The 24646-nt window shown below is 62.5% G+C and carries 18 protein-coding genes; 14 read left to right on the top strand and 4 right to left on the bottom strand.

Translation table 11 applies throughout. The features are described from left to right. Positions 1 to 16: 16 nt before the first annotated feature. From BFQ01_RS19930 to BFQ01_RS19915, 4 genes are all read right to left on the bottom strand, one after another. A complete protein-coding gene (locus BFQ01_RS19930) occupies positions 17 to 673 on the bottom strand; it encodes a lysoplasmalogenase (RefSeq protein ID WP_065926592.1) in 657 nt (218 codons plus the stop codon). A 1-nt stretch (position 674) separates the two neighbouring features. Continuing rightward, positions 675 to 1064 (bottom strand): protease inhibitor I42 family protein, encoded by a 390-nt coding sequence (locus BFQ01_RS19925; protein WP_065926591.1) that lies wholly within the window; start codon positions 1062 to 1064, stop codon positions 675 to 677. 243 nt (positions 1065 to 1307) lie between these two features. Next, positions 1308 to 3728, bottom strand: a complete 2421-nt coding sequence (gene lon, locus BFQ01_RS19920) for an endopeptidase La (RefSeq protein ID WP_065926590.1) — start codon at positions 3726 to 3728, stop codon at positions 1308 to 1310. Positions 3729 to 3848: 120 nt separating this feature from the next. Beyond that, positions 3849 to 4838 carry a GntR family transcriptional regulator gene (locus tag BFQ01_RS19915; RefSeq protein ID WP_065926589.1) on the bottom strand — a complete coding sequence of 330 codons (990 nt, stop codon included), beginning with the start codon at positions 4836 to 4838 and terminating at the stop codon, positions 3849 to 3851. A 336-nt stretch (positions 4839 to 5174) separates the two neighbouring features. On the opposite strand from BFQ01_RS19915, the gene BFQ01_RS19910 reads away from it, so the two are divergent. From BFQ01_RS19910 to BFQ01_RS19845, 14 genes are all read left to right on the top strand, one after another. Next, positions 5175 to 6506: an amidase gene (locus BFQ01_RS19910; protein WP_065926588.1), complete on the top strand. Its 1332-nt coding sequence runs from the start codon at positions 5175 to 5177 to the stop codon at positions 6504 to 6506. Between the two features lie 11 nt (positions 6507 to 6517). Continuing rightward, entirely contained in the window at positions 6518 to 7396 is an 879-nt protein-coding gene (locus tag BFQ01_RS19905) for a polysaccharide deacetylase family protein (RefSeq protein WP_003234086.1), read from the top strand. A gap of 140 nt (positions 7397 to 7536) precedes the next feature. After that, positions 7537 to 8877 carry an MFS transporter gene (locus BFQ01_RS19900; protein WP_065926587.1) on the top strand — a complete coding sequence of 447 codons (1341 nt, stop codon included), beginning with the start codon at positions 7537 to 7539 and terminating at the stop codon, positions 8875 to 8877. A 10-nt stretch (positions 8878 to 8887) separates the two neighbouring features. Beyond that, positions 8888 to 9649, top strand: a complete 762-nt coding sequence (locus BFQ01_RS19895; RefSeq protein WP_065926586.1) for an SDR family NAD(P)-dependent oxidoreductase — start codon at positions 8888 to 8890, stop codon at positions 9647 to 9649. Positions 9650 to 9788: 139 nt separating this feature from the next. Then, positions 9789 to 10538, top strand: a complete 750-nt coding sequence (locus BFQ01_RS19890; protein ID WP_065926585.1) for an SDR family NAD(P)-dependent oxidoreductase — start codon at positions 9789 to 9791, stop codon at positions 10536 to 10538. Between the two features lie 13 nt (positions 10539 to 10551). After that, on the top strand, positions 10552 to 10854 hold the full coding sequence (locus BFQ01_RS19885; RefSeq protein ID WP_065926584.1) for a hypothetical protein: 303 nt from the start codon (positions 10552 to 10554) through the stop codon (positions 10852 to 10854). A 111-nt stretch (positions 10855 to 10965) separates the two neighbouring features. Further along, complete coding sequence (locus BFQ01_RS19880) at positions 10966 to 11940, top strand: CobW family GTP-binding protein (RefSeq protein ID WP_065926583.1); 975 nt, start codon at positions 10966 to 10968, stop codon at positions 11938 to 11940. Further along, positions 11937 to 13109, top strand: a complete 1173-nt coding sequence (locus tag BFQ01_RS19875) for an ABC transporter substrate-binding protein (protein WP_065926582.1) — start codon at positions 11937 to 11939, stop codon at positions 13107 to 13109. The genes BFQ01_RS19880 and BFQ01_RS19875 overlap by 4 nt, the downstream gene beginning before the upstream one ends. Before the next feature lie 213 nt (positions 13110 to 13322). Further along, a complete protein-coding gene (locus tag BFQ01_RS19870) occupies positions 13323 to 15659 on the top strand; it encodes a putative bifunctional diguanylate cyclase/phosphodiesterase (protein WP_065926581.1) in 2337 nt (778 codons plus the stop codon). 153 nt (positions 15660 to 15812) lie between these two features. Beyond that, complete coding sequence (locus BFQ01_RS19865; RefSeq protein WP_176718757.1) at positions 15813 to 20045, top strand: glycosyltransferase; 4233 nt, start codon at positions 15813 to 15815, stop codon at positions 20043 to 20045. Positions 20046 to 20265: 220 nt separating this feature from the next. Then, positions 20266 to 20949: a methylamine utilization protein gene (locus tag BFQ01_RS19860; RefSeq protein ID WP_083221283.1), complete on the top strand. Its 684-nt coding sequence runs from the start codon at positions 20266 to 20268 to the stop codon at positions 20947 to 20949. Continuing rightward, a complete protein-coding gene (locus tag BFQ01_RS19855; RefSeq protein WP_065926603.1) occupies positions 20933 to 23281 on the top strand; it encodes a bifunctional diguanylate cyclase/phosphodiesterase in 2349 nt (782 codons plus the stop codon). Before BFQ01_RS19860 ends, BFQ01_RS19855 begins: the two co-directional genes overlap by 17 nt. A 9-nt stretch (positions 23282 to 23290) precedes the next feature. Beyond that, positions 23291 to 24148 (top strand): DUF3034 family protein, encoded by an 858-nt coding sequence (locus BFQ01_RS19850; protein WP_065926578.1) that lies wholly within the window; start codon positions 23291 to 23293, stop codon positions 24146 to 24148. Then, complete coding sequence (locus BFQ01_RS19845; protein ID WP_065926577.1) at positions 24148 to 24567, top strand: group I truncated hemoglobin; 420 nt, start codon at positions 24148 to 24150, stop codon at positions 24565 to 24567. The genes BFQ01_RS19850 and BFQ01_RS19845 overlap by 1 nt, the downstream gene beginning before the upstream one ends. Positions 24568 to 24646: the final 79 nt, after the last annotated feature.

Genomic DNA, 24646 nt, shown 5'->3' with positions numbered 1-24646 from the left:
GGGAAAGGCCGGCATTTTAGCCAAGTTGGCCCTCGTGTGCGCGGGTTGTCTGATGGAAAGCCGAGGCGGTGATGCCCCACTGTCCGAGCCAGTAGGTGACGATCAACAAATACGGCGCGGCGTCGAATGACAGCACAAACCGATTGATGCCGATCAGCGTGTCGGAAAACACAAACGACACCGCGCCCGCCGCCGCCAGCAGCGCCGAGCGTTTCGGTACATCGCTGCCCACACGTGCCAGCGCGCGCCAGAGCATGGCGCTGATCACCAGTGCGTAAATCACCACCGGTACCAGCAGTTCGCCAAGACCGTGGGAGATCAGGATGCCCAGCAGGATCGCGCCCACGCCCAGCGCCAACGCCAACGGCAGCAGCGCCAGACGGCGGCAGTCGCTGAAATAGGCTCTGAGATAGGCCAGGTGGGCACACAGGAAAGCGCCGAGGCCGAAGATAAACAGGTCGCCCGGCCAGGCCAGCAATACATCGCCGACCAGGGAAAAAATCAGCCCGAGGCTGATCCAGCGTCGATAGTCGGTCGGCGGCGCATCATGCAGCCAACCCAGCAGCGCCAGCACCGGCAGCGGCTTGACCAGCAGGCACAGCAACGTGGCATGGGTGCTCAGGCCGTAGATAAAGGTGCCTGCGCCCATCAACGCAAGAATCAGCCATGGCATATCAGTTCACCGTAATGGCGCAATCGAAGGTCTCTGCGGGCTCGGCTTCCGGTTCCCAGGGTTGCTGGGAGGTCAGGCGCAAACGACCCTGGCCGGCCGTGAATGCCTGGAAGCGCCAGGTGGACTGGCCGCCGCCGCCGATTACACCGGATTCCGAGCTGCTGTACACCTCGGGGCCCAGGGCCCGCAATACGCCGCCGGCGGAATCCTGGATGGCCCAGCGGTAGCCGGTGGTGGGGTTGCTCGGCAGGGTGAGGATCAGGTTTTGCCCGGTCTTGAGTTGCAGCGGGCAGGCGCTCTGGTTGTCCACGGTGACGTTTTGCTTCGGCGCACTGGCGCAGGCGGCGAGCAGGCAAAGGCTCAGGGGGAGAAGCAGGCGGGCGGCGATCATGGGGGCTCCGTTGTTTGGCGACGAAGACCGAGCATAACCGAAGATGAGACAAGGTGTGACAAGAGGGCTGCCGGGTGCCGTTTGTGGCGAGCAGGCTTGCCCTGCGCTGGGCTGCGAAGCAGCCCCTCTTAAAAAGACCCCCATTCTTTCTGAAAGAACAGGGTCGTCAGTTTCGGGGCTGCTGCGCAGCCCAACGCAGGGCAAGCCTGCTCACCACAGGGGCCCACTCGGGCTAATGAGGTATCAGAAGAGCACCTTCGCCACATCCGCAAAGCGCTTGGCAAAGTGCACGGTCATGCCCTCCTTCAGGTACTCCGGCAACTCTTCAAAACTGCCGCGATTGGGCTCCGGCAAAATCAGCTCGTGAATCTTCTGGCGGCGCGCCGCAATCACCTTCTCGCGTACCCCGCCAATCGGCAGCACATGCCCGGTCAACGTCAGTTCGCCGGTCATGGCCACGCCTTTTTTCGGCGCTTGATTGCGCGCCAGGGACAGCAGCGCGCTGGCCATGGTCACCCCGGCGCTCGGGCCGTCCTTCGGCGTGGCGCCTTCCGGTACGTGCAAGTGCACGAAGGCTTCGTCGAAGAACTTCGGATCGCCGCCAAACGACTTCAGGTTGGAGCTGATGTAGCTGTAGGCGATTTCGGCGGACTCTTTCATCACCTCACCCAGCTGCCCGGTGAGCTTGAAGCCGCGATTGAGGGTGTGGATACGGGTCGCCTCGATCGGCAGGGTCGCGCCACCCATGCTGGTCCAGGCCAGGCCGGTGATCACGCCGGTACCCGACAGCACCTGTTCGTTGCGGAACACCGGCATGCCGAGGGAGCTTTCCAGGTCCTTGTTGCCGATCTTGATCACCGAGTTCGGTTCGTCCAGCAGCTTGACCACCGCCTTGCGCACCAGTTTGCCCAGTTGTTTCTCCAGCTGGCGCACCCCGGCTTCACGGGCGTACCCGTCGATCAGTGCGCGCAGGGCGCCGTCACTGATGCTCAGGCTGTTTTTCGAAACGCCGGCTTTTTCCAGCTGTTTTGGCCACAGGTGGCGTTTGGCGATGGCGACTTTTTCTTCGGTGATATAGCCCGACAGGCGAATCACTTCCATACGGTCCAGCAGCGGGCCGGGAATCGAGTCCAGGGTGTTGGCGGTGCACACGAACAGCACCTTGGACAGGTCCAGGCGCAGGTCCAGGTAGTGGTCGAGGAATTCGACGTTCTGCTCCGGGTCGAGGGTTTCCAGGAGTGCCGAAGCCGGATCGCCCTGGAAGCTCTGGCCCATCTTGTCGATCTCGTCGAGCATGATCACCGGGTTCATCACTTCCACATCCTTGAGCGCCTGCACCAGCTTGCCCGGCAGGGCGCCGATGTAGGTGCGGCGATGGCCCTTGATCTCGGCCTCGTCGCGCATGCCGCCGACGCTGAAGCGATAGAACGGCCGCCCGAGGGACTCGGCGATGGACTTGCCCACGCTGGTCTTGCCCACGCCCGGCGGGCCCACCAGCAGCACGATGGAGCCAGCGACCTCGCCTTTATAGGCGCCCACCGCGAGGAACTCGAGGATGCGGCTCTTGATGTCATCCAGGCCGGCATGGTGCTTGTCCAGCACCTTGCGTGCGTGCTTGAGGTCGAGTTTGTCCTCGCCATACACGCCCCAGGGCACCGAGGTGGCCCAGTCCAGGTAATTGCGCGTGACGGCGTATTCCGGCGAGCCGGTTTCGAGGATCGACAGTTTGTTCAGTTCTTCATCGATACGTTTTTTCGCCTGGGCCGGCAGCACCTTGCCTTCCAGGCGTTGCTCGAACTGTTCGACGTCGGCGCTGCGGTCGTCCTTGGTCAGGCCCAGTTCCTGCTGGATGACCTTGAGCTGTTCCTTGAGGAAGAACTCGCGCTGGTGTTCGCCGATCTTGCGGTTCACCTCGGCGGAGAGTTCTTTTTGCAGGCGCGCGACTTCCACCTCCTTGCGCAGCATCGGCAGGACTTTTTCCATGCGCTTGAGCATCGGCACGCAGTCCAGCACTTCCTGCAGCTCATTGCCTGTGGCCGAGGTCAGCGCGGCGGCGAAGTCGGTGAGGGGCGACGGGTCGTTGGGGCTGAAGCGGTTGAGGTAGTTCTTCAGCTCTTCGCTGTACAGCGGGTTGAGCGGCAGCAGTTCCTTTATCGCATTGATCAGCGCCATGCCGTAGGCCTTGACCTCGTCGGTCGGCTCGCTCGGCTGGTGCGGGTATTCCACTTCCACCAGGTACGGTGGGCGGTGGTGCTTGAGCCAGGTCTTGATCCGCACGCGGGTCAGGCCCTGGGCGACGAATTGCAGCTTGCCGTTCTCGCGGCTGGCGTGGTGCACCTTCACCAGGGTGCCGTACAGCGGCAGGGCGGAGGTGTCGAAATGGCGTGGATCTTCCGGCGGCGTGTCCATGAAGAACAGGGCCAGGGAGTGATGGTCGGATTTGCTCACCAGCTCCAGGGTCTCGGCCCACGGCTCTTCGTTGACGATCACCGGCAGCACTTGCGCCGGGAAGAACGGCCGATTGTGGATCGGGATGATGTAGACCTTGTCCGGCAGGTTTTGCCCAGGCAGGGCCAGGCCGGTATTGGACGAAGGGGTTTCAGCGTTTTCGGGGTCGGCGTAATCGTTGAGGTCGTAATCAGGGAATTCTTGCTGGTCGCTCATGGGGCACCTGCATAAGGAAGTATGCAGCTTAGATGGGGCGGGGCAGCAGTGGTTTCAATGGTGGGGGTGAGATAGCAACATATTGCAGGAAATTACTGCGGCGACATTGGTCAATATGGGTCAACTGATTTTGTGGAGGTAGGCGGGGAGTGGCTGTTCTGGCAGCACCGAGAGCACTTTCAGGCGCTGCAACATCCGCTGCCGCGCCCGCTGCAAATGCTCGCGCAGGTTCAACGCCGCCGCATCGAATGCGCCATGCAGCAGCAGCTCCAGAATCAATCGATGTTCGGCAAGCATCGCCGGATCAGCGCCGATCCCCAGCAATCGGTAAAAAATCCGGCTGATGATCATCGGGCTCTGGCCCTGGCGAATCAGCGCGGCAATCTTGCGGTTTTGCAGGCCGGCCAGGCAGCGCTGGTGCAGGTCCTCTTCGATCTGCTCGATGGCTTCCAGGCTGCACTGGGGGCTGTCCTGGGCATCCAGCACGCGCTGCAGCATGGCTTCCAGCATGTCGCGGTCGAGGTTCGGGGCACTCTGGCGCAGGGCTTCGGGTTCCAGGCAGGCGCGCAGTTCGTAATCTTCGGTGACTTCCCGCGCGGTCAGGGGCCCCGCCAGCCATTGGGAATAGGGCTCTTTTTCCACCAGGCCGCGGTCGCGCAGGCGCATCAGCGCTTCACGCACCACCGCGCGGCTGACGCCGTAGTGGTCGGCGGCGGCTTGCTCATCCAGGCGGTAATGGCCAAAGGCGATACAGGTGGACAGCGCCGCGCCGATTTCCTCGACGATGCGCTCGCCCAGCGGCCGGGTGTCCACCAGTTCGGCCTCGCCATTGAGGCCCAGGTGCCCATGGCTCAAGGGCAGGCGCAACGGCTCCATGGCCAGGCCGTCGGGGTTGATCAGGTAGCCCCGGCCGTTGAAACGGCAGATCAAGCCCTCAGCGTGCAGCAGGTCCAGCGCCTTGCGCACCGGCACGCGGCTGGTACCGAACAGCTCGGCCAGGGGCGCTTCCAGCAATACCAGGCCATGGCGGGCGGTGCCATTGACGATCGCGTCGCGCAACACCTGGTGAATCATCGCGTAACGGGAGGCCGAGGCGGACACTGCTTTCATCGATTTCTCAAAGGCATGTAGGACGATGGCCGGGGATTCTCTCATAAGTTGCGCCTGTCACTCTGCGCCACGTCGGTGGCACTTTTTTGGGGCCTTGAATGTAGGAATGTTACTTTTCTGCACCAAAATGTACTTATTAATAAAAGATACATTATTTCATTGAGGACGCTTCGTAACCGTAGCGCAAGATTTTTTTCCATCGATCAACACCATCTATCCTGTAGCTCTGGGTAAGAATGCGTAATCGCGCCAAGAGCGCTACGCAGAGACTGGCACGAAAGCTGCCTTTGTAAAATGTACATTTTATTAATATGTACGTTTTATGAGGTTTCCCTGATGTCAGACGCCACTTCACTGGCCGAGGATTTCGCCAGCGGTCGCAGCGACCCGGTGCAAGTCCTTGAGCAGGCACTCGATCAAGCGAGCCGCTCGACCAGCGTATTTATTGCCCTGACCGCCGAGCGCGCCCGCCGTGAAGCCGAAGCGTCCGCCGCCCGGTGGCGTGCCGGCCAGCCCTTGAGCGTGTTCGATGGCGTGCCCCTGGCCTGGAAAGACCTGTTCGACGTAGCCGGCAGCATCACCACCGCCGGCGCCGCTTACCGCCGTACTGCGCCCGCCGCGTTGCTCGACGCCCCCAGCGTGGGCCTGTTGTGCCGTGCCGGGATGGTCAGCGTCGGCAAGACCAACCTCAGCGAACTCGCCTATTCCGGTTTGGGCCTGAACCCGCATTTCGGCACGCCGCACAATCCCCATGACACGGACCAGGCGCGCATTCCCGGCGGCTCGTCGTCCGGGTCGGCGGTGGCGGTTGCGGCCGGTATCGTGCCGATCGCCATGGGCACCGACACCGCTGGCTCCATCCGCATTCCGGCAGCGCTCAACGGCCTGGTGGGGTACCGCAGCAGCAGCCGACGCTACAGCCGCGACGGTGTGTTTCCCCTGGCCCGTTCCCTCGACAGCCTTGGCCCGTTGACCCGCAGCGTGCGCGATACCTTGGCCATCGACGACCTGCTCCATGGCCGTGCCCGGCAGCACAGTGCCCGTCGCCTGAAAGGGCAGCGTTTTGTGTTGGAACAGGGTGTGCTGGCTGACGTGGAGCCTGCCGTGCGCAACAACCTGCTGCGCGCCGTTGAGCGACTGAAGGCGGACGGTGCGCTGATTGAAGAGCGTGAAAGCACCCCGTTCCAGGCCACCCTGGACCTGATCAAGCACCAAGGCTGGCTCGGCGCGTTCGAAGCCTTCGCCCTGCACCAGGACCTGCTCGACAGTGCTGACGCCGAACACCTCGACCCCCGTGTGCGCCGCCGCCTTGAAGCCGCGCGCGCATTGCCGGCCAGCCAGTTGATCCACCTGACCGACGCACGCCGTCGCCTGCAACAGCAACTGCTCGACGCGCTTGACGGCGCGATCCTGATCACCCCCACCGTCGCCCATGTCGCCCCGGCGTTGGCACCGCTTGAGGCCGACGACGAACTGTTCGTCAAAACCAACCTCGCCACCCTGCGCCTGACCATGCCCGGCAGCTTTCTCGACATGCCAGGCGTCAGCTTACCCAGTGGCCGCGATGCCCAGGGCCTGCCCACCGGGCTGCTGCTGAGCGCCCCGAGCGGAGAAGACGCGCGGCTGTTGCGCGCGGCCTTGTCCGTCGAGTCCGTACTTAACTTTTAAGGAGACACACCATGGCTAAAGACATCCTCTGTGCATTTGGCGTCGACGTCGACGCCGTCGCCGGCTGGCTCGGTTCCTATGGCGGCGAAGACTCGCCCGACGACATCTCCCGCGGCCTGTTCGCCGGTGAAATCGGTGCGCCGCGCCTGCTCAAACTGTTCGAGCGCTACGGCCTGCGCACCACCTGGTTTATCCCCGGCCACTCGATGGAAACCTTCCCCGAGCAGATGAAGGCCGTGGCCGACGCCGGCCACGAAATCGGCGTGCATGGCTACAGCCACGAAAACCCGATTGCGATGACCGCCGAGCAGGAAGAAATCGTCCTCGATAAATCCATCGAGTTGATCACCCAAGTCACCGGCAAACGCCCCACCGGCTACGTCGCGCCGTGGTGGGAATTCAGCAAGGTCACCAACGAGCTGTTGCTGAAAAAAGGCATCAAGTACGACCACAGCCTGATGCACAACGACTTCCACCCCTACTACGTGCGCAAGGGCGACAGCTGGACCAAGATCGACTACAGCCAGCACCCCGACACCTGGATGAAACCCCTGGTGCGCGGCGAAGAAACCGATCTGGTGGAGATCCCGGCCAACTGGTACCTCGACGACCTGCCGCCGATGATGTTCATCAAGAAAGCCCCCAACAGCCACGGCTTCGTCAACCCGCGCCACCTCGAAGAAATGTGGCGCGACCAGTTCGACTGGGTCTACCGCGAGCACGAACACGCGGTATTCACCATGACCATCCATCCCGACGTGTCCGGCCGCCCGCAAGTGCTGCTGATGCTTGAACGCTTGATCGAACACATCCAGAGCCATGCCGGCGTGCGCTTCGTCACCTTCGACGAAATCGCCGACGACTTTATCCGCCGCCAACCGCGTACCTGATCCCAACCCTGTAGGAGCGAGCTTGCTCGCGAAAAGCCTGAGAGCACCGCGTGCATTCAGGATGCCCGCGTCATCGTTGACGATTTTCGCGAGCAAGCACGCTCCTACAGAAAGCCCACTCCACCTCCCGAGGCGCGATTATGTCCATCTACAACAAGCTTGACCTGACTGGCTGGAAACCCCGGCAACTGACGTCCCAGGAAGTGCGCTTCGCCACCTGGATCGCGTTTTTCGCCTGGGTGTTTGCGGTGTACGACTTCATCCTGTTCGGCACCTTGCTGCCGGAGATCGGCCGACACTTCGGCTGGGGTGAAGTGGAGCAGGCTGAAATCGCGACCTGGGTGGCGGTGGGTACCGCCGTGGTTGCCTTGGCCATCGGGCCGATCGTCGACAAGCTGGGGCGGCGCAAAGGGATTATTTTCACCGTGGCCGGTTCCGCACTGTGCTCGGCGCTGACCGCCATTGGCGGGGCGTGGGGCAAGTCGCCGCTGATTCTGATTCGTTCGCTGGGCGGCCTGGGGTATGCCGAAGAAACCGTCAACGCCACCTATTTGACCGAGCTGTATGGCGCCTCGGAAGACCCGCGACTGACCAAGCGCCGCGGCTTCATCTACAGCCTCGTGCAGGGCGGCTGGCCGGTCGGTGCGTTGATCGCCGCCGGCTTGACCGCGCTGTTGCTGCCGATCATCGGCTGGCAGGGTTGCTTCATCTTCGCCGCGATCCCGGCGGTGGTGATCGCGATCATGGCGCGCAAGCTCAAGGAGAGCCCGCAATTCCAGATCCACCAGCGCATCAGTCAGTTGCGTAAAAGCGGCGCGGTGAAAGAAGCACAAAACGTTGCCGTGACCTACGGTGTGGACTACGACGAACACAGCAAGGCCGGCCTCAAGGCGGCCTTCCGTGGCCCGGCCCGTCGCGCCACCCTGGTGATCGGCGCTGCGCTGCTGCTCAACTGGGCAGCGATCCAGGTGTTCAGCGTGCTCGGCACCTCGGTGATCGTCAGCGTGCACCACATCTCGTTCGAGAACTCGCTGATCATCCTCGTGCTGTCCAACCTGGTGGGTTACTGCGGCTACCTCAGCCACGGCTGGATGGGCGACAAGATCGGCCGTCGCAATGTGATCGGCCTGGGTTGGATGCTCGGCGGCCTGGCGTTTGCCGGCATGCTGTTTGGCCCAAGCAATATGCCGATGGTGGTCGGGTTGTACAGCCTGGGCCTGTTCTTCCTGATCGGGCCGTACTCGGCGGCGCTGTTCTTTATCAGTGAAAGTTTCCCCACCAGCATCCGCGCCACCGGCGGCGCGATCATCCATGCCATGGGCCCGATTGGTGCCGTAGTCGCGGGCTTTGGTGCGACCCAGGTGTTGTCCGCCGGCAGTGACTGGCAGACCGCCGCGCTGTGGTTCGGCGCGCTGCCGTGCTTCTTGTCCGGCGCCCTGATGTTTGCCGCCCGCCATGTGCGTCCGGAAACCGTTCAGTAAGGAGAGTTCGATGAGCCGTAAAGTTGCCTTGATTACCGGCGCCGCCAGTGGCATCGGCCAAGCCCTCGCCGTGGCCTATGCACGTTGTGGCGTGGCGGTGGTGGGCGGGTATTACCCGGCCGATCCCCACGACCCGGGCACCACCGTGTCGTTGGTGGAAGAGGCGGGGGGCGAGTGCCTGATGTTGCCGCTGGACGTGGGCGATACCGTCTCGGTGGACGCCCTCGCCGAACAGGCGGTACAGCATTTCGGTCGGCTGGATTACGCGGTGGCCAACGCCGGTTTGCTGCGCCGTGCGCCGCTGCTGGAAATGACCGACGAGTTATGGAACGAGATGCTCAATGTCGACCTGACCGGGGTGATGCGCACCTTCCGCGCGGCGACGCGGCATATGAACGAAGGCGGCGCGCTGGTGGCGATCTCTTCGATTGCCGGCGGCGTGTATGGCTGGCACGACCACAGCCATTACGCTGCGGCCAAGGCCGGTGTGCCGGGGTTGTGCCGTTCGCTGGCGGTGGAATTGGCGCCCCTGGGCATTCGCTGCAATGCGGTGATCCCGGGGTTGATCGAGACGCCGCAGTCGCTGGATGCGAAGAACTCGCTGGGTCCGGAAGGTCTGGCAAAAGCGGCGCGAGCGATTCCGTTGGGGCGGGTAGGGCGCGCGGATGAAGTGGCGTCGCTGGTGCAGTTCTTGACCAGTGAAGCGTCGAGCTATTTGACCGGGCAGAGCATCGTTATCGACGGCGGCCTGACCGTACGCTGGCCCGACTGACTGGTGTACTCGATCCAAATGTGGGAGGGGGCTTGCTCCCGATAGCGGTGGGTCAGTCACAGCAGTTCTAACTGAACCACCGCTATCGGGAGCAAGCCCCCTCCCACATTGAAACTGTGTTTGCTTCAGGAGATTTAACATGATCCAACTGACTGACCGCCGCGCCGTGATCACCGGCGCCGGCAGCGGCATCGGTGCCGCCATCGCCCGCGCCTATGCCGTTGAAGGCGCGCGCCTGTTATTGGCCGACCGCAACTCCGCCAGCCTCGCCGAAACCGCGATCACCTGCCGTAACCTGGGCGCCGAGGTGGTCGAGTGCGTGGCCGATGTGGGCACGGTCGAAGGCGCCCAGGCCAGTGTCGACCGTTGCGTCGACCACTTCGGCGGCATCGATATCCTGGTCAACAATGCCGGGATGCTCACCCAGGCGCGTTGCGTCGACCTGTCCATCGAAATGTGGAACGACATGCTGCGCGTCGACCTCACCAGCGTGTTCGTCGCCAGCCAACGTGCCTTGCCCCATATGCTCGCGCAGCGTTGGGGACGGATCATCAACGTGGCTTCGCAACTGGGTATCAAGGGCGGCGCCGAACTGACTCACTACGCTGCCGCCAAGGCTGGAGTGATCGGTTTTACCAAGTCCCTGGCGTTGGAGGTGGCCAAGGACAATGTGCTGGTCAATGCCATCGCCCCCGGACCGATCGAGACGCCGTTAGTGGGCGGTATCAGCGACGATTGGAAGCGCGCCAAGGCCAAGGAGCTGCCCTTGGGGCGCTTCGGCCTGGCAGACGAAGTGGCGCCCACCGCCGTGCTGCTGGCCAGTGAACCCGGCGGCAACCTGTTCGTCGGCCAGACCCTGGGCCCGAACTCCGGCGATGTCATGCCATGAGCGGGGTGTAGCCATGTGCGGACTCTGCGGATTGCTCGGCGAAGACCTGCACTGGAGCGACCCCTTGGGTGATGAATTGCCCAGGCGCCGCGAACGCCTGCGCCGTATCGCCGCGATCAACCAGGTGCTGGCGGTGTTCCGGCTCAAGGTCGAAGACTTCCAGGGCGCGTCTTATCTGCTGTTGGGCGCCACCGGTAAACAGGCACTGGCGAGCGGCTTGGATCAACTGTGGCAGGCAGCTGAAGCCATGCTCGGCCGGCCGCTGGATCCCCTTGATCCGCGTCTGCTTGACCACCTGGAAAACACCCCACTGTAGGAGCGAGCTTGCTCGCGAAAAACGTCAACGATAACGCGTGTTGTCTGGATGTACGTGGCGCTCTCGGGTTTTTCGCGAGCAAGCTCGCTCCTACCGGGCGTGGAGGTAAATATGAGCATTGCTCTAAATGTGATCACCGGCTTCCTCGGCAGTGGCAAGACCACCTTGCTCCAGCGCCTGCTGCAAGGCGAAAGCCTGGGCGACACCGCGTTGCTGATCAACGAATTCGGCGATATCGGCATCGACCATCTGCTGGTGGAAGAAGTCGCGCCGAACACTGTGCTGCTGCCCAGCGGATGCATTTGCTGCTCCATCCGTGGCGAGCTCAAGGACGCGTTGCTCGGCCTGTTGCAACGCCGCGAGCGTGGCGAAATTCCTGCGTTCAAACGGGTGATCCTCGAGACCACCGGCCTGGCCGACCCGGCCCCGATCCTCGCCACCTTGAACAACGATGTGCAACTGCGCGGGCGTTTTCATATCGGCCTGGTGGTGACGCTGGTCGACGCCAGCCACGCCGCGTTGCAGGAACGCCTGCACCCGGAATGGCTGGCCCAGGTTGCGGCCGCAGACCGTTTGCTGCTGAGCAAGACTGATCTTGTGGATGACTGCGAACCGCTGCGTGCGCACCTGCAGGCGCTCAACACCGGTACGCCGATCCTCGATACCCACGCTATCCACAGTGGCGACCAACTGTTGCTCGGCGAAGGCCTGCGCAGTGCCGAACCCGCCCTGGAAGTCAGCCGCTGGCAATTGCACCAGACCACCAGCGCCAGCCATGGGGCGGCCCAAGTGTGCAGTATGACCTTTGACCAGCCGCTGGACTGGGTCGGCTTCGGGGTGTGGTTGTCGATGCTGTTAAGATGCCACGGCGAACGAATCCTTCGCGTCAAAGGACTGCTCAACGTGAACGCCAGTAACGCCCCCATCGTCATTCATGGCGTGCAGCATTGCCTGCATGCCCCGGTCCATCTGCCCACGTGGCCAGGCACCGAGCGGCAATCGCGGCTGGTGTTTATCCTGCGTGGCCTGGACCCCGCGCTGCTGCAGCGCTCGTTTGAGGTGTTCTCGCGGCGGTTCGCCGAATGATCACCTTACGAGTGCTCGGCACCTCGGTCACTTTGCTCGAATGCCTGCGCGTGCGCGCCGAACAGGAACTGGGGATTCGCCTCGTGTACCAGGTGCACGATGTGGAACAGGCCCAGCGCATCGCAGTGATGCAGCCCGACAGCTACGACCTGTACGACCAATGGTTTCACAACGTCGACTTCGTGTGGCCGGCCCGGGCGATCCAGCCCATTGACACGCGGCGCATCGCGCTGTGGCACGAGATCAACGACTTGCCCAAGCGCGGTCGCCTGTCACCCAACGACCGGCTGGGCAGCGGCAGTGTGCCCAGTGAGCGGTTGTTCGTGCAGCACGATGGCAGCCTGGGCAGCACCGTCACCGAACGCATCAGCATGCTGCCCCTTACCCACAATGCGGACAGTTTTGCCTACCGCCCCGAGCGCCTGCCCGAGGGTTTTTGCCACGGCAACGAAAGCTGGGGCTGGCTGCTGGACCCGGCCTGGCGTGCCCGCACGGCACTGCAAAGCGACGCCGCCATCGGCGCCCTGGATGCGGCGCTGGCGGTGCAGGGCGCGGGGCTGGCGCGCTTCAACGACATCGGCAATATGAGCATCGAAGAGATCGACGTGCTCGCCGATATTCTGGTGCGCAAGCAGAAGGAAGGGCATTTCGCTGCGTTTTGGTCCGACGATGAAGAGGCGGCGCAACTGATGCTCAGCCCGAGCATCGATATCCAGAGCCTGTGGTCGCCAACCTTGATGCGCCTGCACCGCGCCGGGGTGAAATACCGCCTGGCGGTGCCCCGCGAAGGCTATCGCGCCTGGTTCGGCGGCTTGTCATTGTCGCGCCATGCCCAGGGGCCGGTGCTGGACGCGGCCTACGCGTACCTCAATTGGTGGTTGTCCGGCTGGCCGGGCGCGGTGATGGCGCGCCAGGGTTACTACATCGGCAACCCGGCGCGCAGCCGTGATCACCTGAGCAGTGCCGAGTGGGATTACTGGTACGCCGGCAAGCCTGCGCGGGAGGAGCTGCTCGGCAGTGATGGGTTGCCGTTGATCGATATCGGCGAGGTGCGCGATGGCGGCTCCTATGAGCAGCGCATGGGGCATATTGCGGTGTGGAACTCGGTCATGGATGAGCACAACTATCTGGTGCGGCGTTGGGGGGACTTCATGCGCGCCCGCAGCTGACAGGTGGGTATGGCCAAGCGGTTGTCGCCAATAAAATGACAGTTAAATCCCCGGTTTTATTCGGTGCGCTTCTGCTCTGTCCCAGCTACTCTGCTAAAACAAAATGTCCAGTCTAAATAGATGTTTTTTTGACGGCGGGTTTGGGCGCAGGGACTGCACATGACTAAGGGACGCGGCGGCAGAGAGAGGCGAACGCTGCCAGAGGGCACTGCCATGACATGGCGCCATACCTTTCAAACCCGCATCGCCGGGGTGTTGGCGCTGTTGCTGCTGGTGGTGGTCGCCGCCACCTATTTCGCCGTCAAGAGCGCCACCCGCCGTGCCGTGGAGAACCAGGCACAAGTCCAACTGAAAACCGGAACCCAGGTATTCGAGCGTCTGCTGGACCTGCGCGGGCGGCGCCTGCAATACGGGCTCGACTGGCTCGCCGGCGATGGTCCGTTCAAGCAGGCCGTGGCCGGAGGCAAGCCCGCGCCGATCCTGGCGGCACTGCGTCGCCACGGCACCGGCATCCGTTCCAGCGACGTGTTTGTGCTGGGCCTGGATGGCAAGGTCATGGTCAGCACACTCCCTATCCTCACCCGCGGCCAGCCGTTCCCCTATGACGCCGCCTTGCGCCATGCGCGGCGCAATGGCCTGCACATGGTGATCGTGGCCCTGGATGGGCGGCCTTACCTGCTGGTGCAGGATGAAGTGCGCGACCCGTTACCCATCGCGCGCATCGTGATGGGCTTTGCCATGGACCAACTGTTCGCCTATGAACTGCGCTCCATGAGCAACCTGGAAGTGTCGTTTCTCAGTGTGCAGGACGGAACGCCCGGCCCGCTGTTCAGCACCCAGCCCGACGCGTACCGGGCCACCGCCCTCAGCCTGCTGCACGACGCTCCGCTCAACCCTGAGGCACAGATCCATGGGTTCCACGGTCAGCGCGTGCTCAGCCGCGTGCTTCCATTGGCCAATACCGGCGACGGCGATGACGTGCGCGTATTGCTGCAAAGCCCGCTGGACCATGCGCTGGAATCCTTTGCGCCGCTGGACCGGCAGTTTCTCGGGATTGCCCTGGCGGTGCTGCTGGTGTCGTTGGCCGGCGCGTTGTTCCTGGCGCGGCGGGTGTCGCGCCCGCTCAACGCCCTCGTGGAGGCGGCGGGGCGCATCGGCGCCGGTGATTACCGCACGCCGGTGCGGGTACGCAGCCAGGATGAGTTCGGTTTGCTGGCCCGCGCCTTCAACGCCATGCAAAGCGGCATCGCCGTGCGCGAACGGCAACTGGCCCACAACGCCCTGCACGACCCACTCACCGGTCTACCCAACCGGGCGCTGGCGATGGAGCGCCTGGGCAGCGCGATCAGTGCGCGGCGGCCGGTGGTGTTGCTGTACTTGGGCATCGAGAACTACCGGGTGATCAACGAAGGCTTCGGCCCCGAGGGCGTGGAGGAGATGATGCGTGAAGCCAGCCGGTGTTTGTCCATGAGCCTTCTGGCCAGCGATACCGCGGCGCGCATCACCGGCAGCGAATTCCTGCTGTTGCTGGAGAACACCGAGATCGACCGTGCAGTGACCCGCGCCGACCGCCTCTACGCACTGCTCACCGAGCCCCAGCGCATCGGCAATGACGAAGTGCGCCACGAAGTCAGCATCGGCATCGCCGCCTATCCCGCCGATGGCCAGCAGGTGGAAGAGTTGATCAGTCGCGCCGCCATCGCCCGCCACGATGCGGCGACGCTGCCGGGTTATCTGCAGATCTACCAGCAGGACCGCGACCTCGCCCACCAGCGCCAGATCACCCTGATCCGCGACCTGCGACGGGCCGTCGTCGAAGGCGAGTTGTACCTGTGCTACCAGCCCAAGCTCGACCTCAAGCATGGCGAGGTGTGCCAGGCCGAAGCCCTGCTGCGCTGGCAGCATCCCACCCTGGGGCTGGTGTCGCCCGCCGAATTCATCCCCCTGGCCGAGCGCACCGGCAGCATGGGCGGCCTGACCCTGTGGGTGATCGAAGAAGCCATCCGCCAGATCAGCGAGTGGTCGCAGCGCGGCATGCACATTCAGTTGTCGGTGAACATCTCGGTGGATGACTTGGCCGATGATGACCTGGCGACCCGCGTCACCACCTTGCTGGCGCACTACCAGGTGCCCGCCCAGCAGCTGATTTTCGAGATCACCGAAAGCGCGATCATGCACAACCCGCAACAAGCCTTGAGCGTGCTGGAGCAACTGCGCGGCTGCGGCATCAGCCTGTCGGTGGATGACTTCGGCACCGGCTACTCCTCACTCGCGCAATTGCAGCGCCTGCCGGTGCAGGAGTTGAAGATCGACCAGTCGTTCGTGCGCAACCTCGATAGCGCCACGGGCGACGGCGTGATCGTGCGCTCCACCATCGAAATGAGCCACAACCTGGGGCTCAAGGTGGTGGCCGAAGGGGTGGAGTTCGAGCCTAGTCTCAAGTTGCTCAAACAGTGGAACTGCGACACGGCCCAGGGCTATCTCATCAGCCGACCGTTGAATGCCCTGGCGTTCGAGCGGTGGATGCGGCGTGAGCGGGTGGCACCGTGACTGACCTATTCCATGCCGTTTTGGCTGGGTGAAACAGCTTCTAAAATTTTCGTCTCGCCGATTTTTCTCCAAGTTGCACTCAGGTTACTCCGGAACTCTCTCCGGCCTTTCCTAACCTTGGCCCGCTCTCGACGGGCCTGTGAGGGGCAATTCATGCGCACCATTCCTACAACCGTCCTCCCTGGCCAATCTCGCCCTGAACTTCAGTCGCCCCTGCCCTGGGAAGGGCATCAGCGCGAACCCATCCAAATCCATGATTCAAGCTCGCCACCCGCAGCCGTGCAGGTAAACCCTGGGCGCTCGCTGCAAAGGTCACTGTCTAGCTCTGAACAGAGCCTGGATGAAGCGAGAGAACGGCTTGGCAATACCCGCAACACGCAGAGCCTGATAACGGCCTTGGGGGCGGTGCAAAAGGCCGCGCTGGAAAACCCGAGCCTGAAGGTTGCAACCTTGTTGGACCGTCAGATGATGCCTGCTGATGCCCTTTCAACGTTTGGACGCGAAAATCGGCTTGAGCCTGCTTCGCAAGTGCCGGTGGCCTGGTTTCTAAGGGAGTCCGGCTTGAATGTTCCACACACCCCGGAACAACTGGCAGACCTGCTCTACGCGAGTTCAAACCCTCTGCCCGAGCCGCTTGAACGGGGCAACTACTGGGGCCTTTTGTCCATGCCGCTTGCGCTGGACGCTGAGCAAAGGCGTCGGCTGCAGGCGATGGTCTCGCAGACCCTGGCCGAGGTTTCGCCTGGCAAGGGTTTGTTCGCGCTCTTTCAGGAGAAACACGTTGATTCAAGTCGACCCGCAGGCGTCGTGCAGCGGATTGAACAGATGATTGAAAGTCCCGAAGTCCAAGCGTTGGGGAAAAAACTCGAGGCGGCTTTCGACGGCGTATCTACACCTTCCAGCGCCGCTCAATGGGCGATGGCAGCGATGGTGCTGGAACTTGACCCGCACGCAGGCAGCCAACGCGGGCAGGTGGCCGGGTATGACTTGCTGGCGCCGGCCAACTGGGGGGTAAGCCCGGCCGTGGTAGTGGAGCGATTGAGCCAGCACTTGGTGGCGCAGGGCAAAGTCACCTCCGCCTTGGCTCCTGCGGCGGCCTGGCTGCTGCTCGTGGGCGCGGCACCGACCTTTCTTGTGCCTGATATGCCCGCCAATCTGGTGGTGGGGTCACCCGCCTGGATGAGGCTCACGGCAGTGGTTGAGGCCAGCGAACACGCGATACCGGGTGTTGCCGCGTGCATTCCTTTTGGCGAGTGGATGACGCGTGAGAGCCATGGTCCGGTCTCGCTGACTCAGGCAATCGTCGAGCGTCACGCCCAGGAGCAGGCGCTGGTCGATTGGGGCATTGCCCAGGGCAGAGTCCCGGCCAATCCGAGGGTGTATACGCCCGAACAACTGGATGGGTTACGGACAACCTTCAATGAAACCATGACCAGGCTGCAAAAGGCGCAGAGTCAGTTGGCCGCGACGATGCCCACCCGAAGAGACATTGCGCTTGCCGAACTGAAAAAAGCCTATGGAGACGATGTTTCTTTTGAAGTCCCAAACATCAGCATCACCCACATTGATGCCAGCGAGAGTGAGCTGCACTCACTGCTGGACATTTACATGGCCGGCAAAATGGACCGTATCCCGCGAGGGGTGCGTCACGATTTTTCCCTGGGTAATCGGCATTACAGGGTCACGCCGCTGCCTGACGTTGGAAAAATCTTCGATGAGCAATTCGATGCATACGTGAGTGGCCTGAAGGCGAGTCTCACGACATTGGTCGCACATCAACTCTCGCAATTGCCGCTGAGCGACAGGCAAACCATCGCGTCCGGCCAGGTAGAGTTTTTTTCCTTGCGCAAGGCCAGTGAGGCCCAGGCCGAGGGGCTGGAGTCCGACGCCCAAGCGCAGGCCGCCGTGGCGCGCTACGGTTTGTGGATGCGGGTCCTGACCCCAAGGGACAAGCGTGACACTGGCCGGGCCTATGCCGACTTCAAGCATGCGTCCTATGAGTTGTTCCCGTTGCAGGGGCTCATTCGAAAGCGCGAGGACCTGCCCAGGAATCCGCCGAATCCAGCGCCCCGAGTGGCGGATCCTGAGGGGTATGCAGCCCGTCAAGCCAAAGGGATCGGCGAATGGCTGGACTACGAGGCTTACCGTTCAGGCACTGCCCCGCGACCGGGCACGTACTCCCATGATTTATTGACCGAAAAACTCAATGCGCCGCTCTTGCCCGAGGACAGAAAGGCGATGGACGACGCGGTTCCGACTATCGACCATCCTCGCTTCGGCCAGATTGCTGAGGTCATGGCCAATCACCTGCTGTATGACCCAGCAGCGATGAAAGCGGCCGCACGCGGGTCGACGGCGGTGGAAGATGAGGAGGCGCAGATCAAGGCCGGACATGATTTTGTCACGGGTTTGATTCCGCTCAAAAACGCGATCGAGAATGCCGCCAACGGAAACGTCGGTGCTGCTGTGCGCGATTTTGCGCTGGATATCTTTGGTTTCGTCGTGCCAGTCGGCAAGGGGCTGGGTTCGGCGGCGAAGGTGGCTGGCAAAGTGACTGAGCGGCTTGGAACGCGAGCGTTCAAGGCGTCTGACATCCTGTTCCGGGCCGCCCTCAGCGGTCTGAACCCGGTGGAAGGTCTAGGGGGCTTGGGGCTGCGGGCCACCCAAGGCATCAAAACGCTCTGGCAGGCCGGTCACAGGGAACTGAAATGGCTGCAGGGGCAGGGTTTCAATCTCAACGCCTACGCAAAAATGTCGGGTGCTGTCGAAGGTGAGATGGGTTTGGCGAGTGCATCGACGCAGGGATTGAAGGTTATTGCCAAGCGTCATCGGGGCAAGTGGCATGCCTACGATGTCACTACTCGCACGGCCTATGGCCCGGCGCTCAAGGATTTTCGCCCTGTCAGCCCACCCGCAGTTGCGCCGGGTGCCGTTGATAATGTGCACTTCGACAAGTATGCGGTCAGTAAAGCGAAGTTGGCGGGGTTGACGCCTGACAGCCAGGGTATCTACCGAGGGGAGGACGGCGCACAGTACATTCGCAACGCGGACGGCTCGGGGAAAACCTCGGTTTATAAAGTTCGCGAGGTGTCGCAGGCCGGCAGCCCGGGGAGTGTGCAGGCGCGGCTGATTAACCCGAAGACCAACCGGCAAACCGAGTTCTTGTTCAGCAACCGTGGCAACGAACAGTGGCGTCGCTTGGGGTTACAGGGTGGAGACGGCATTGCGTCACAGGACTACAAGCTGGTTGAACTGCCGATGGACGAGGTTGAGCAAGTGGTGAGGAGGGATGGGCAAATAACCTTTCTCGCTAACTTTACGACTGAAGTCAGGTTTGATGCCGAACTGGGCGCTTGGCGTAAAATCGGCCGGGGCGATGCGCTGGGTGATGTTTTCTGGCGAGCCGGGCCTTACGACTGGCGCGCCGGGCCGTTACAGGAATACTTGAAAGTCAAAGACACATTGCCTTCGCCCAGCAGTATCAGAACCGTGCGCGTTGCAGCGCTGCCTATTCCCCAGGCAGCCACCGCCATCCCCAAGGAGATCAATTACATCTGGGCGGGCGGCAGCATGCCGGATGATCGGCTCGCCACTGTTCTGAGTAACGCAGAAAAGACCTCTGCTTATAAAACCATTGTGCATATCGATGCGGACACACCGCAGGTGTTTGAGCAGATAAAAGCGCAACTTCAGGGCAAAGGCCGCAACCTGGACGTGCGTAACTTGAACGATGATGCCTTTTTCAAAGCCTTCAAGGCATCGGATTCCGGCGAGGTTTATCAGTTCTTCCGCCAAGGCGCGGGGCAAAACTACGCGGCGGCCAGTGATGCATTACGTTACCCGCTGATCAATCACCGGGGCGGTATTTACCTGGACAGTGATGACGTGGTCACGGCCAATATCGGTGAGGTGGAGCTCAAGGCGACGGGTAATCAGGTGTTATTGAACTCGCATGTTTCCTATGCAGACACCGATTTTATTGGCTACAACACCAGTGTGTTTGCAAGTCATCCCAATAATCCTGTGCTGCGCGATATCAGCGATGAGCTGTACCGTCGTTTCAAAGGCAATCAGCAATGGCTCGAAGGTAATCGCCCTTACTTGAAGGGAACCCCTACCGCCAAGCAGATAAAGACGTTCAATGAGTACCAGACCAGGATTTTTGAAGTCACGGGGCCGACCTTGTTCAACGACGTGCTGAGGAAAACCATGGGCAGCGCCTATGACTTGAGTTGGGCGGCAACGGATCCGTCGCTCGCGGGTATCAAGCTGTCTTCTTCAGACGCCACAGCCTTTGCCGAGGCTTACAACCATTACTTGCCCTTCAACAGCAAGTTTGCGGTAGAGATCGGTTCGCAAACCAGCATGGCCAGGGCAGTAGATTGAGGTAGCCGTGGCGGCCGGAAAAAACGGGCGCTCGGCTACAGCTTTCTCTTGAATGGTCGACATCCTCTACAGAGCTTGACCGATTGCATAGGTTTTTGCCGACCAACGGTCAAGCCTCATCTCATAATCAGTGATGGCATTTTGCCTTGCTTGCGGCATCATGGCTGTGCGTCGTTGTGCCAGGGCTGGCCGCTCTTTTTCCATTTTTTGCGGATATCCCATGGCTCGAATGACTGACTTCTTATCCCGTGTAGCGCTGGTGCTGGCAGTGGCATGCCCCGCGTCGGCGGCCACGCTTGAGGTCTCGATGCGCCAGGCCGATGGCAGCCCGGTTGCCGATGCAGTCGTGACCCTCCAGGGCCCGGCAGGCGCGCCTGCCGGTGTGCTCAAGGCCAATATGGACCAACGTGGCCAGCGTTTTGCCCCACATGTGCTGGCGGTCCATACCGGCACCCAGGTGCGTTTCCCCAACAGCGATAACATCCGGCACCAGGTGTATTCCTTCTCCGCGGCCAAACGCTTCGAACTGCGCCTGTATGAAGGCACGCCCAGCGAGCCGCTGCTGTTCGACAAGCCCGGCGTGGTGGTCTTGGGCTGCAATATCCATGACTGGATGCTCGGCTATATCTACGTCACCGACGATCCGCACTTTGGCGTCAGCGATGCCCAGGGCCAGGTGCGCCTGGAGCAACTGCCTCCCGGCGATTACCACGCCACCCTGTGGCATCCGCAATTGGCGAATATGCAGCCCTTGGATGGCGGCACCCTGCATGTTCCCGCCGCCGGCCTGAGCCACCGCGTGGTGCTGGCCCTTGAGCCCGCGTCCGAAGATCTTCCACCCACACCGATGCCAAGCGCCTTTGGCGATGCCTTCAACCGAGCTGCCCGTGAACCTGCGCAGTAGTTTCCAGGCGCGGGTCGCCAGCGTTCTGATCCTGCTGCTGCTGGTGGTGATCGGTGCGCTGTACTTCAGCGTCAAGGCCGCCACCAGCTCGGCGGTGCGCAGCCAGGCGCTGGCCCAGTTGGACGTGGGCGCGCGGGTGTTCGAGCGCTTGCTGGACGCACGCGGCCGGCGCCTCGCCGACGGCGTGCAATTGCTGGCGGCCGACTTCGGTTTTCGTGATGCGGTGGCCAGTGGCGATTCGGCGACGATGCGCTCGGTGCTGCTCAACCACGGCAAGCGCATCAACGCCAGCGACATGATCCTGCTGGGCATGGACGGCAAAGTCCTGGCCAGCACCCTGAGCGAAGTGCCCGAAGGTTCGACCTTCCACTATGACCAATCGCTGCGCGAAGCCCGGCGCAATCGCCAGGCCATGCTGATCGTGCCGCTGCAAGGCAAGCCGCACCTGCTGGTGGAGGCCTCGGTGCTGGCGCCGTTGCCGATTGCGCGGGTGGTGATGGGCTTCAGCATGGACGGCGTGTTCGCCGATGAGTTGCGTTCGTTGAGCAACCTCGAAGTGTCGTTCCTGGCGATTGATAAAGACCAGCCCGGCGAGTTGGTCACCACCCAGCCCCAGGCGCTGCGCGGGAGTATCCTGAGCCTGATGCAGGGCGATTCCACGCGCCGTGGCGTGTCCACCACCGATCATCTGGAGCAGAGCTTCCTCAGCCAGTCGCTGGTCTTGGCCAGTGATGAAAACGGCAAGATCCTGGCCTTGCTGCAAAGCCCGCTGGATGCGGCGATGCAGGCCTTTGTGCCGTTGGATGAAAAGATCCTCGGTATCGCATTGATCGCATTGCTGGCCTCGTTGATCGGCGCCTTGTTGCTGGCGCGCACCGTATCGCGCCCGGTGCAGGCGCTGGCCCTGGCGGCCGAACGCATTGGCCAGGGCGATTATCAGACGCCGGTGGCCCTGGCCCGCAGCGACGAACTGGGCTTGCTGGCCCATGCGGTCAACTCCATGCAAAGCGGGATCGCCGAGCGCGAACAGCAGCTTGCCCACAACGCCCTGCATGATCGGCTCACCGGCCTGCCGAACCGCGCGCTGGCCATGGAGCGCCTGGGCAGCGCCATTGCGTTGAATCGGCCGGTCGCGCTGATTTACCTGGGCATCGACAACTTGCGCGCCGCCAGCGAAACCGCCGGGCCGGATGCGGTGGACCAATTGCTGCTGGCCGTCAGTCGTCGCCTGGAGGCGGTGTTGCGTCCCGGCGATACCCTGGCGCACTTGATTGCCGACGAGTTCCTGCTCCTGCTCGAAGGCGCCGGCAGCGACGAGGCGGTGGGCATGGCCGACAAACTCCAGCAACTGTTGCTGCGCCCCCAGCGCATCAACGGCCATGACCTGGCGCTGGACTGCCGCCTGGGCATCGCGGCATTCCCGGCCGATGGCGAAAGCCCGCACACCTTGCTCGAGCGCGCAGCCATCGCCATGAAAGACGCCGCGCAAATGCCCGGCCGCCTGCAAATCTACGAGCAGGGCCGCGACCTCGCGCACCGCCGCCAGATCACCCTGATCCGCGACCTGCGTCACGCGCCCAACCAGGGCCAACTGCTGCTGCATTACCAGCCCAAGCTGGACATTCGCCAAGGCCATGTGCGCCAGGCCGAAGCCTTGCTGCGCTGGCAGCACCCGCAGTTCGGCATGGTCTCGCCAGCGGAGTTTATCCCCCTGGCCGAACGCTCGGGCAGCATCCAGTTGTTGACCCATTGGGTGATCGAGGAAGGCATTCGTCAGTTGTGTGAATGGAACCGCCGTGGCCTGTACCTGCAGCTGTCGTTGAACATCTCGGCAGACGACTTGCTCGGCGATGAGCTGGCTCACCGCGTCTCGGCGTTGTTGCGGCGCTATAACTTGCCGGCGGAGCAGTTGGTGTTTGAAATCACCGAGAGCGCGGTGATGCGCGAGCCGGAAAAAGCCCTCAAAGTCCTGCACCTGCTGCGCGATTGCGGCATCAGCCTGTCGGTGGATGACTTCGGCACTGGCTACTCGTCCCTCGCGCACCTCAAGCGCTTGCCGGTGCAAGAATTGAAGATCGACCAATCCTTTGTGCGCAACCTCGATGAAACCAGTGAAGACGCAGTGATCGTGCGTTCCACCATCGAGATGAGCCACAATCTGGGCCTCAAAGTGGTCGCCGAGGGCGTTGAATACGCCCACAGCCTGCGTCTTCTGGAACGCTGGCAGTGCGATACGGCCCAGGGTTATCTGATCAGCCGGCCCTTGAGCGCCGACGCTTTCGAAGCCTGGGTGGCCTTGCCCCTCAGTGCGCAAACTTCCCTGGTTCATTGAGTGGCTGACGTGCGTCTTTCTCTAGTGATCGGCTGCCTGGCCGCCCTGACGGTGCAAACCACCCTGGCCGATAACGGTCGCCTGATCGCCACCGGCGGTGCCAGCAGCATCGAGGGTACGGCCGGCGGTGGGATCACGCCGTGGGCGGTGTTGACCGGCTACGGCGAACAGCATGAGTGGGGTGCCACGGCGTTCGCCACCACGGTCAACCTGCCGGATTATCGGCTGGACGTGGTCGGGTTGGCGCTGGCCTATGACAACCGGGTCGAAGTGTCTTTCGCCCGCCAGCGCTTTGACCTCGGTAGCCTGGTGCATAAGCTCAACCTGCCCGAAGACAACCTCGGCCAGGATGTACTGGGCGTGAAGGTTCGCCTGTTCGGTGATGTGATTTACGACCGCTTGCCGCAGGTGTCCCTCGGCCTGGAATACAAGCACCAGACCAATTTCGATATCCCCAGCCTGGTCGGCGCCAAGCGCGACAGCGATGTGGAGGGCTACCTCGCCGCCAGCCGCTTGTTCATGGGCGCCGCGTTTGGCTACAACGTGCTGGTCAACGCCAGCCTGCGCTACAGCCGCGCCAACGAAACCGGCCTGCTCGGCTTTGGCGGCGACCGTCGCGACAGCCGCAGCCTGCTCAAGGAAGGCTCGCTGGCGCTGCTGTTCAACCCGCGCTGGGCGGTGGGCGTGGAGTACCGCGAGAAACCCGACAACCTGTCGTTCGCCGGCGAAAGCGACTGGGCCGATGTGTTTGTCGGCTACTTTCCCAATAAACACCTGTCGTTTGTGCTGGCCTACGCCCGCCTCGGCGAAATCGCGACCTTGGATAACCAGAACGGCACCTACCTGTCGGTGCAGGGGAGTTTCTGATGCGCTTTCTACCCATCGCCCTGGTGCTGCTGCTCAGCGCCTGCGCCCAGCAACCGCCCAAGGACGACAGCCTGTACCGCGACCTCGGCGCCATGCCCGGCATCACGCGGATTGTCGAAGGCATGCTGCTCAACATTGCCCGCGATGAGCGCATTGTCGAACGCTTCCGACGCATCGATATCCAGCGTTTGCGCAACAAGTTGATCGAACAGTTCTGCGTCGAGGCAGGCGGGCCGTGCACCTACACCGGTGACAGCATGGCCGAGAGTCACAAGGGCCAGAACGTGAGCCGCAGTGACTTTAATGCGTTGGTGGAGGATTTGATCAAGGCGATGGACCGCGAGGGCATTGCGGTAGCGGTGCAAAATCGATTGATTGCCCGGCTGGCTGCGATGCGTGGAGAAGTGATCGAGCACTAGTCTGCTGAACACCACATTCAGTCCTGCATCACACATGAAAAAGGCGGCTACCTGTTGAGGGTAGCCGCCTTTGTTTTAC

The organism is Pseudomonas sp. 8 R 14, assembly GCF_900005955.1.
In the GTDB taxonomy this organism is placed as follows: domain Bacteria; phylum Pseudomonadota; class Gammaproteobacteria; order Pseudomonadales; family Pseudomonadaceae; genus Aquipseudomonas; species Aquipseudomonas marginalis.
This window is presented reverse-complemented; position numbering and strand designations above follow the sequence as displayed.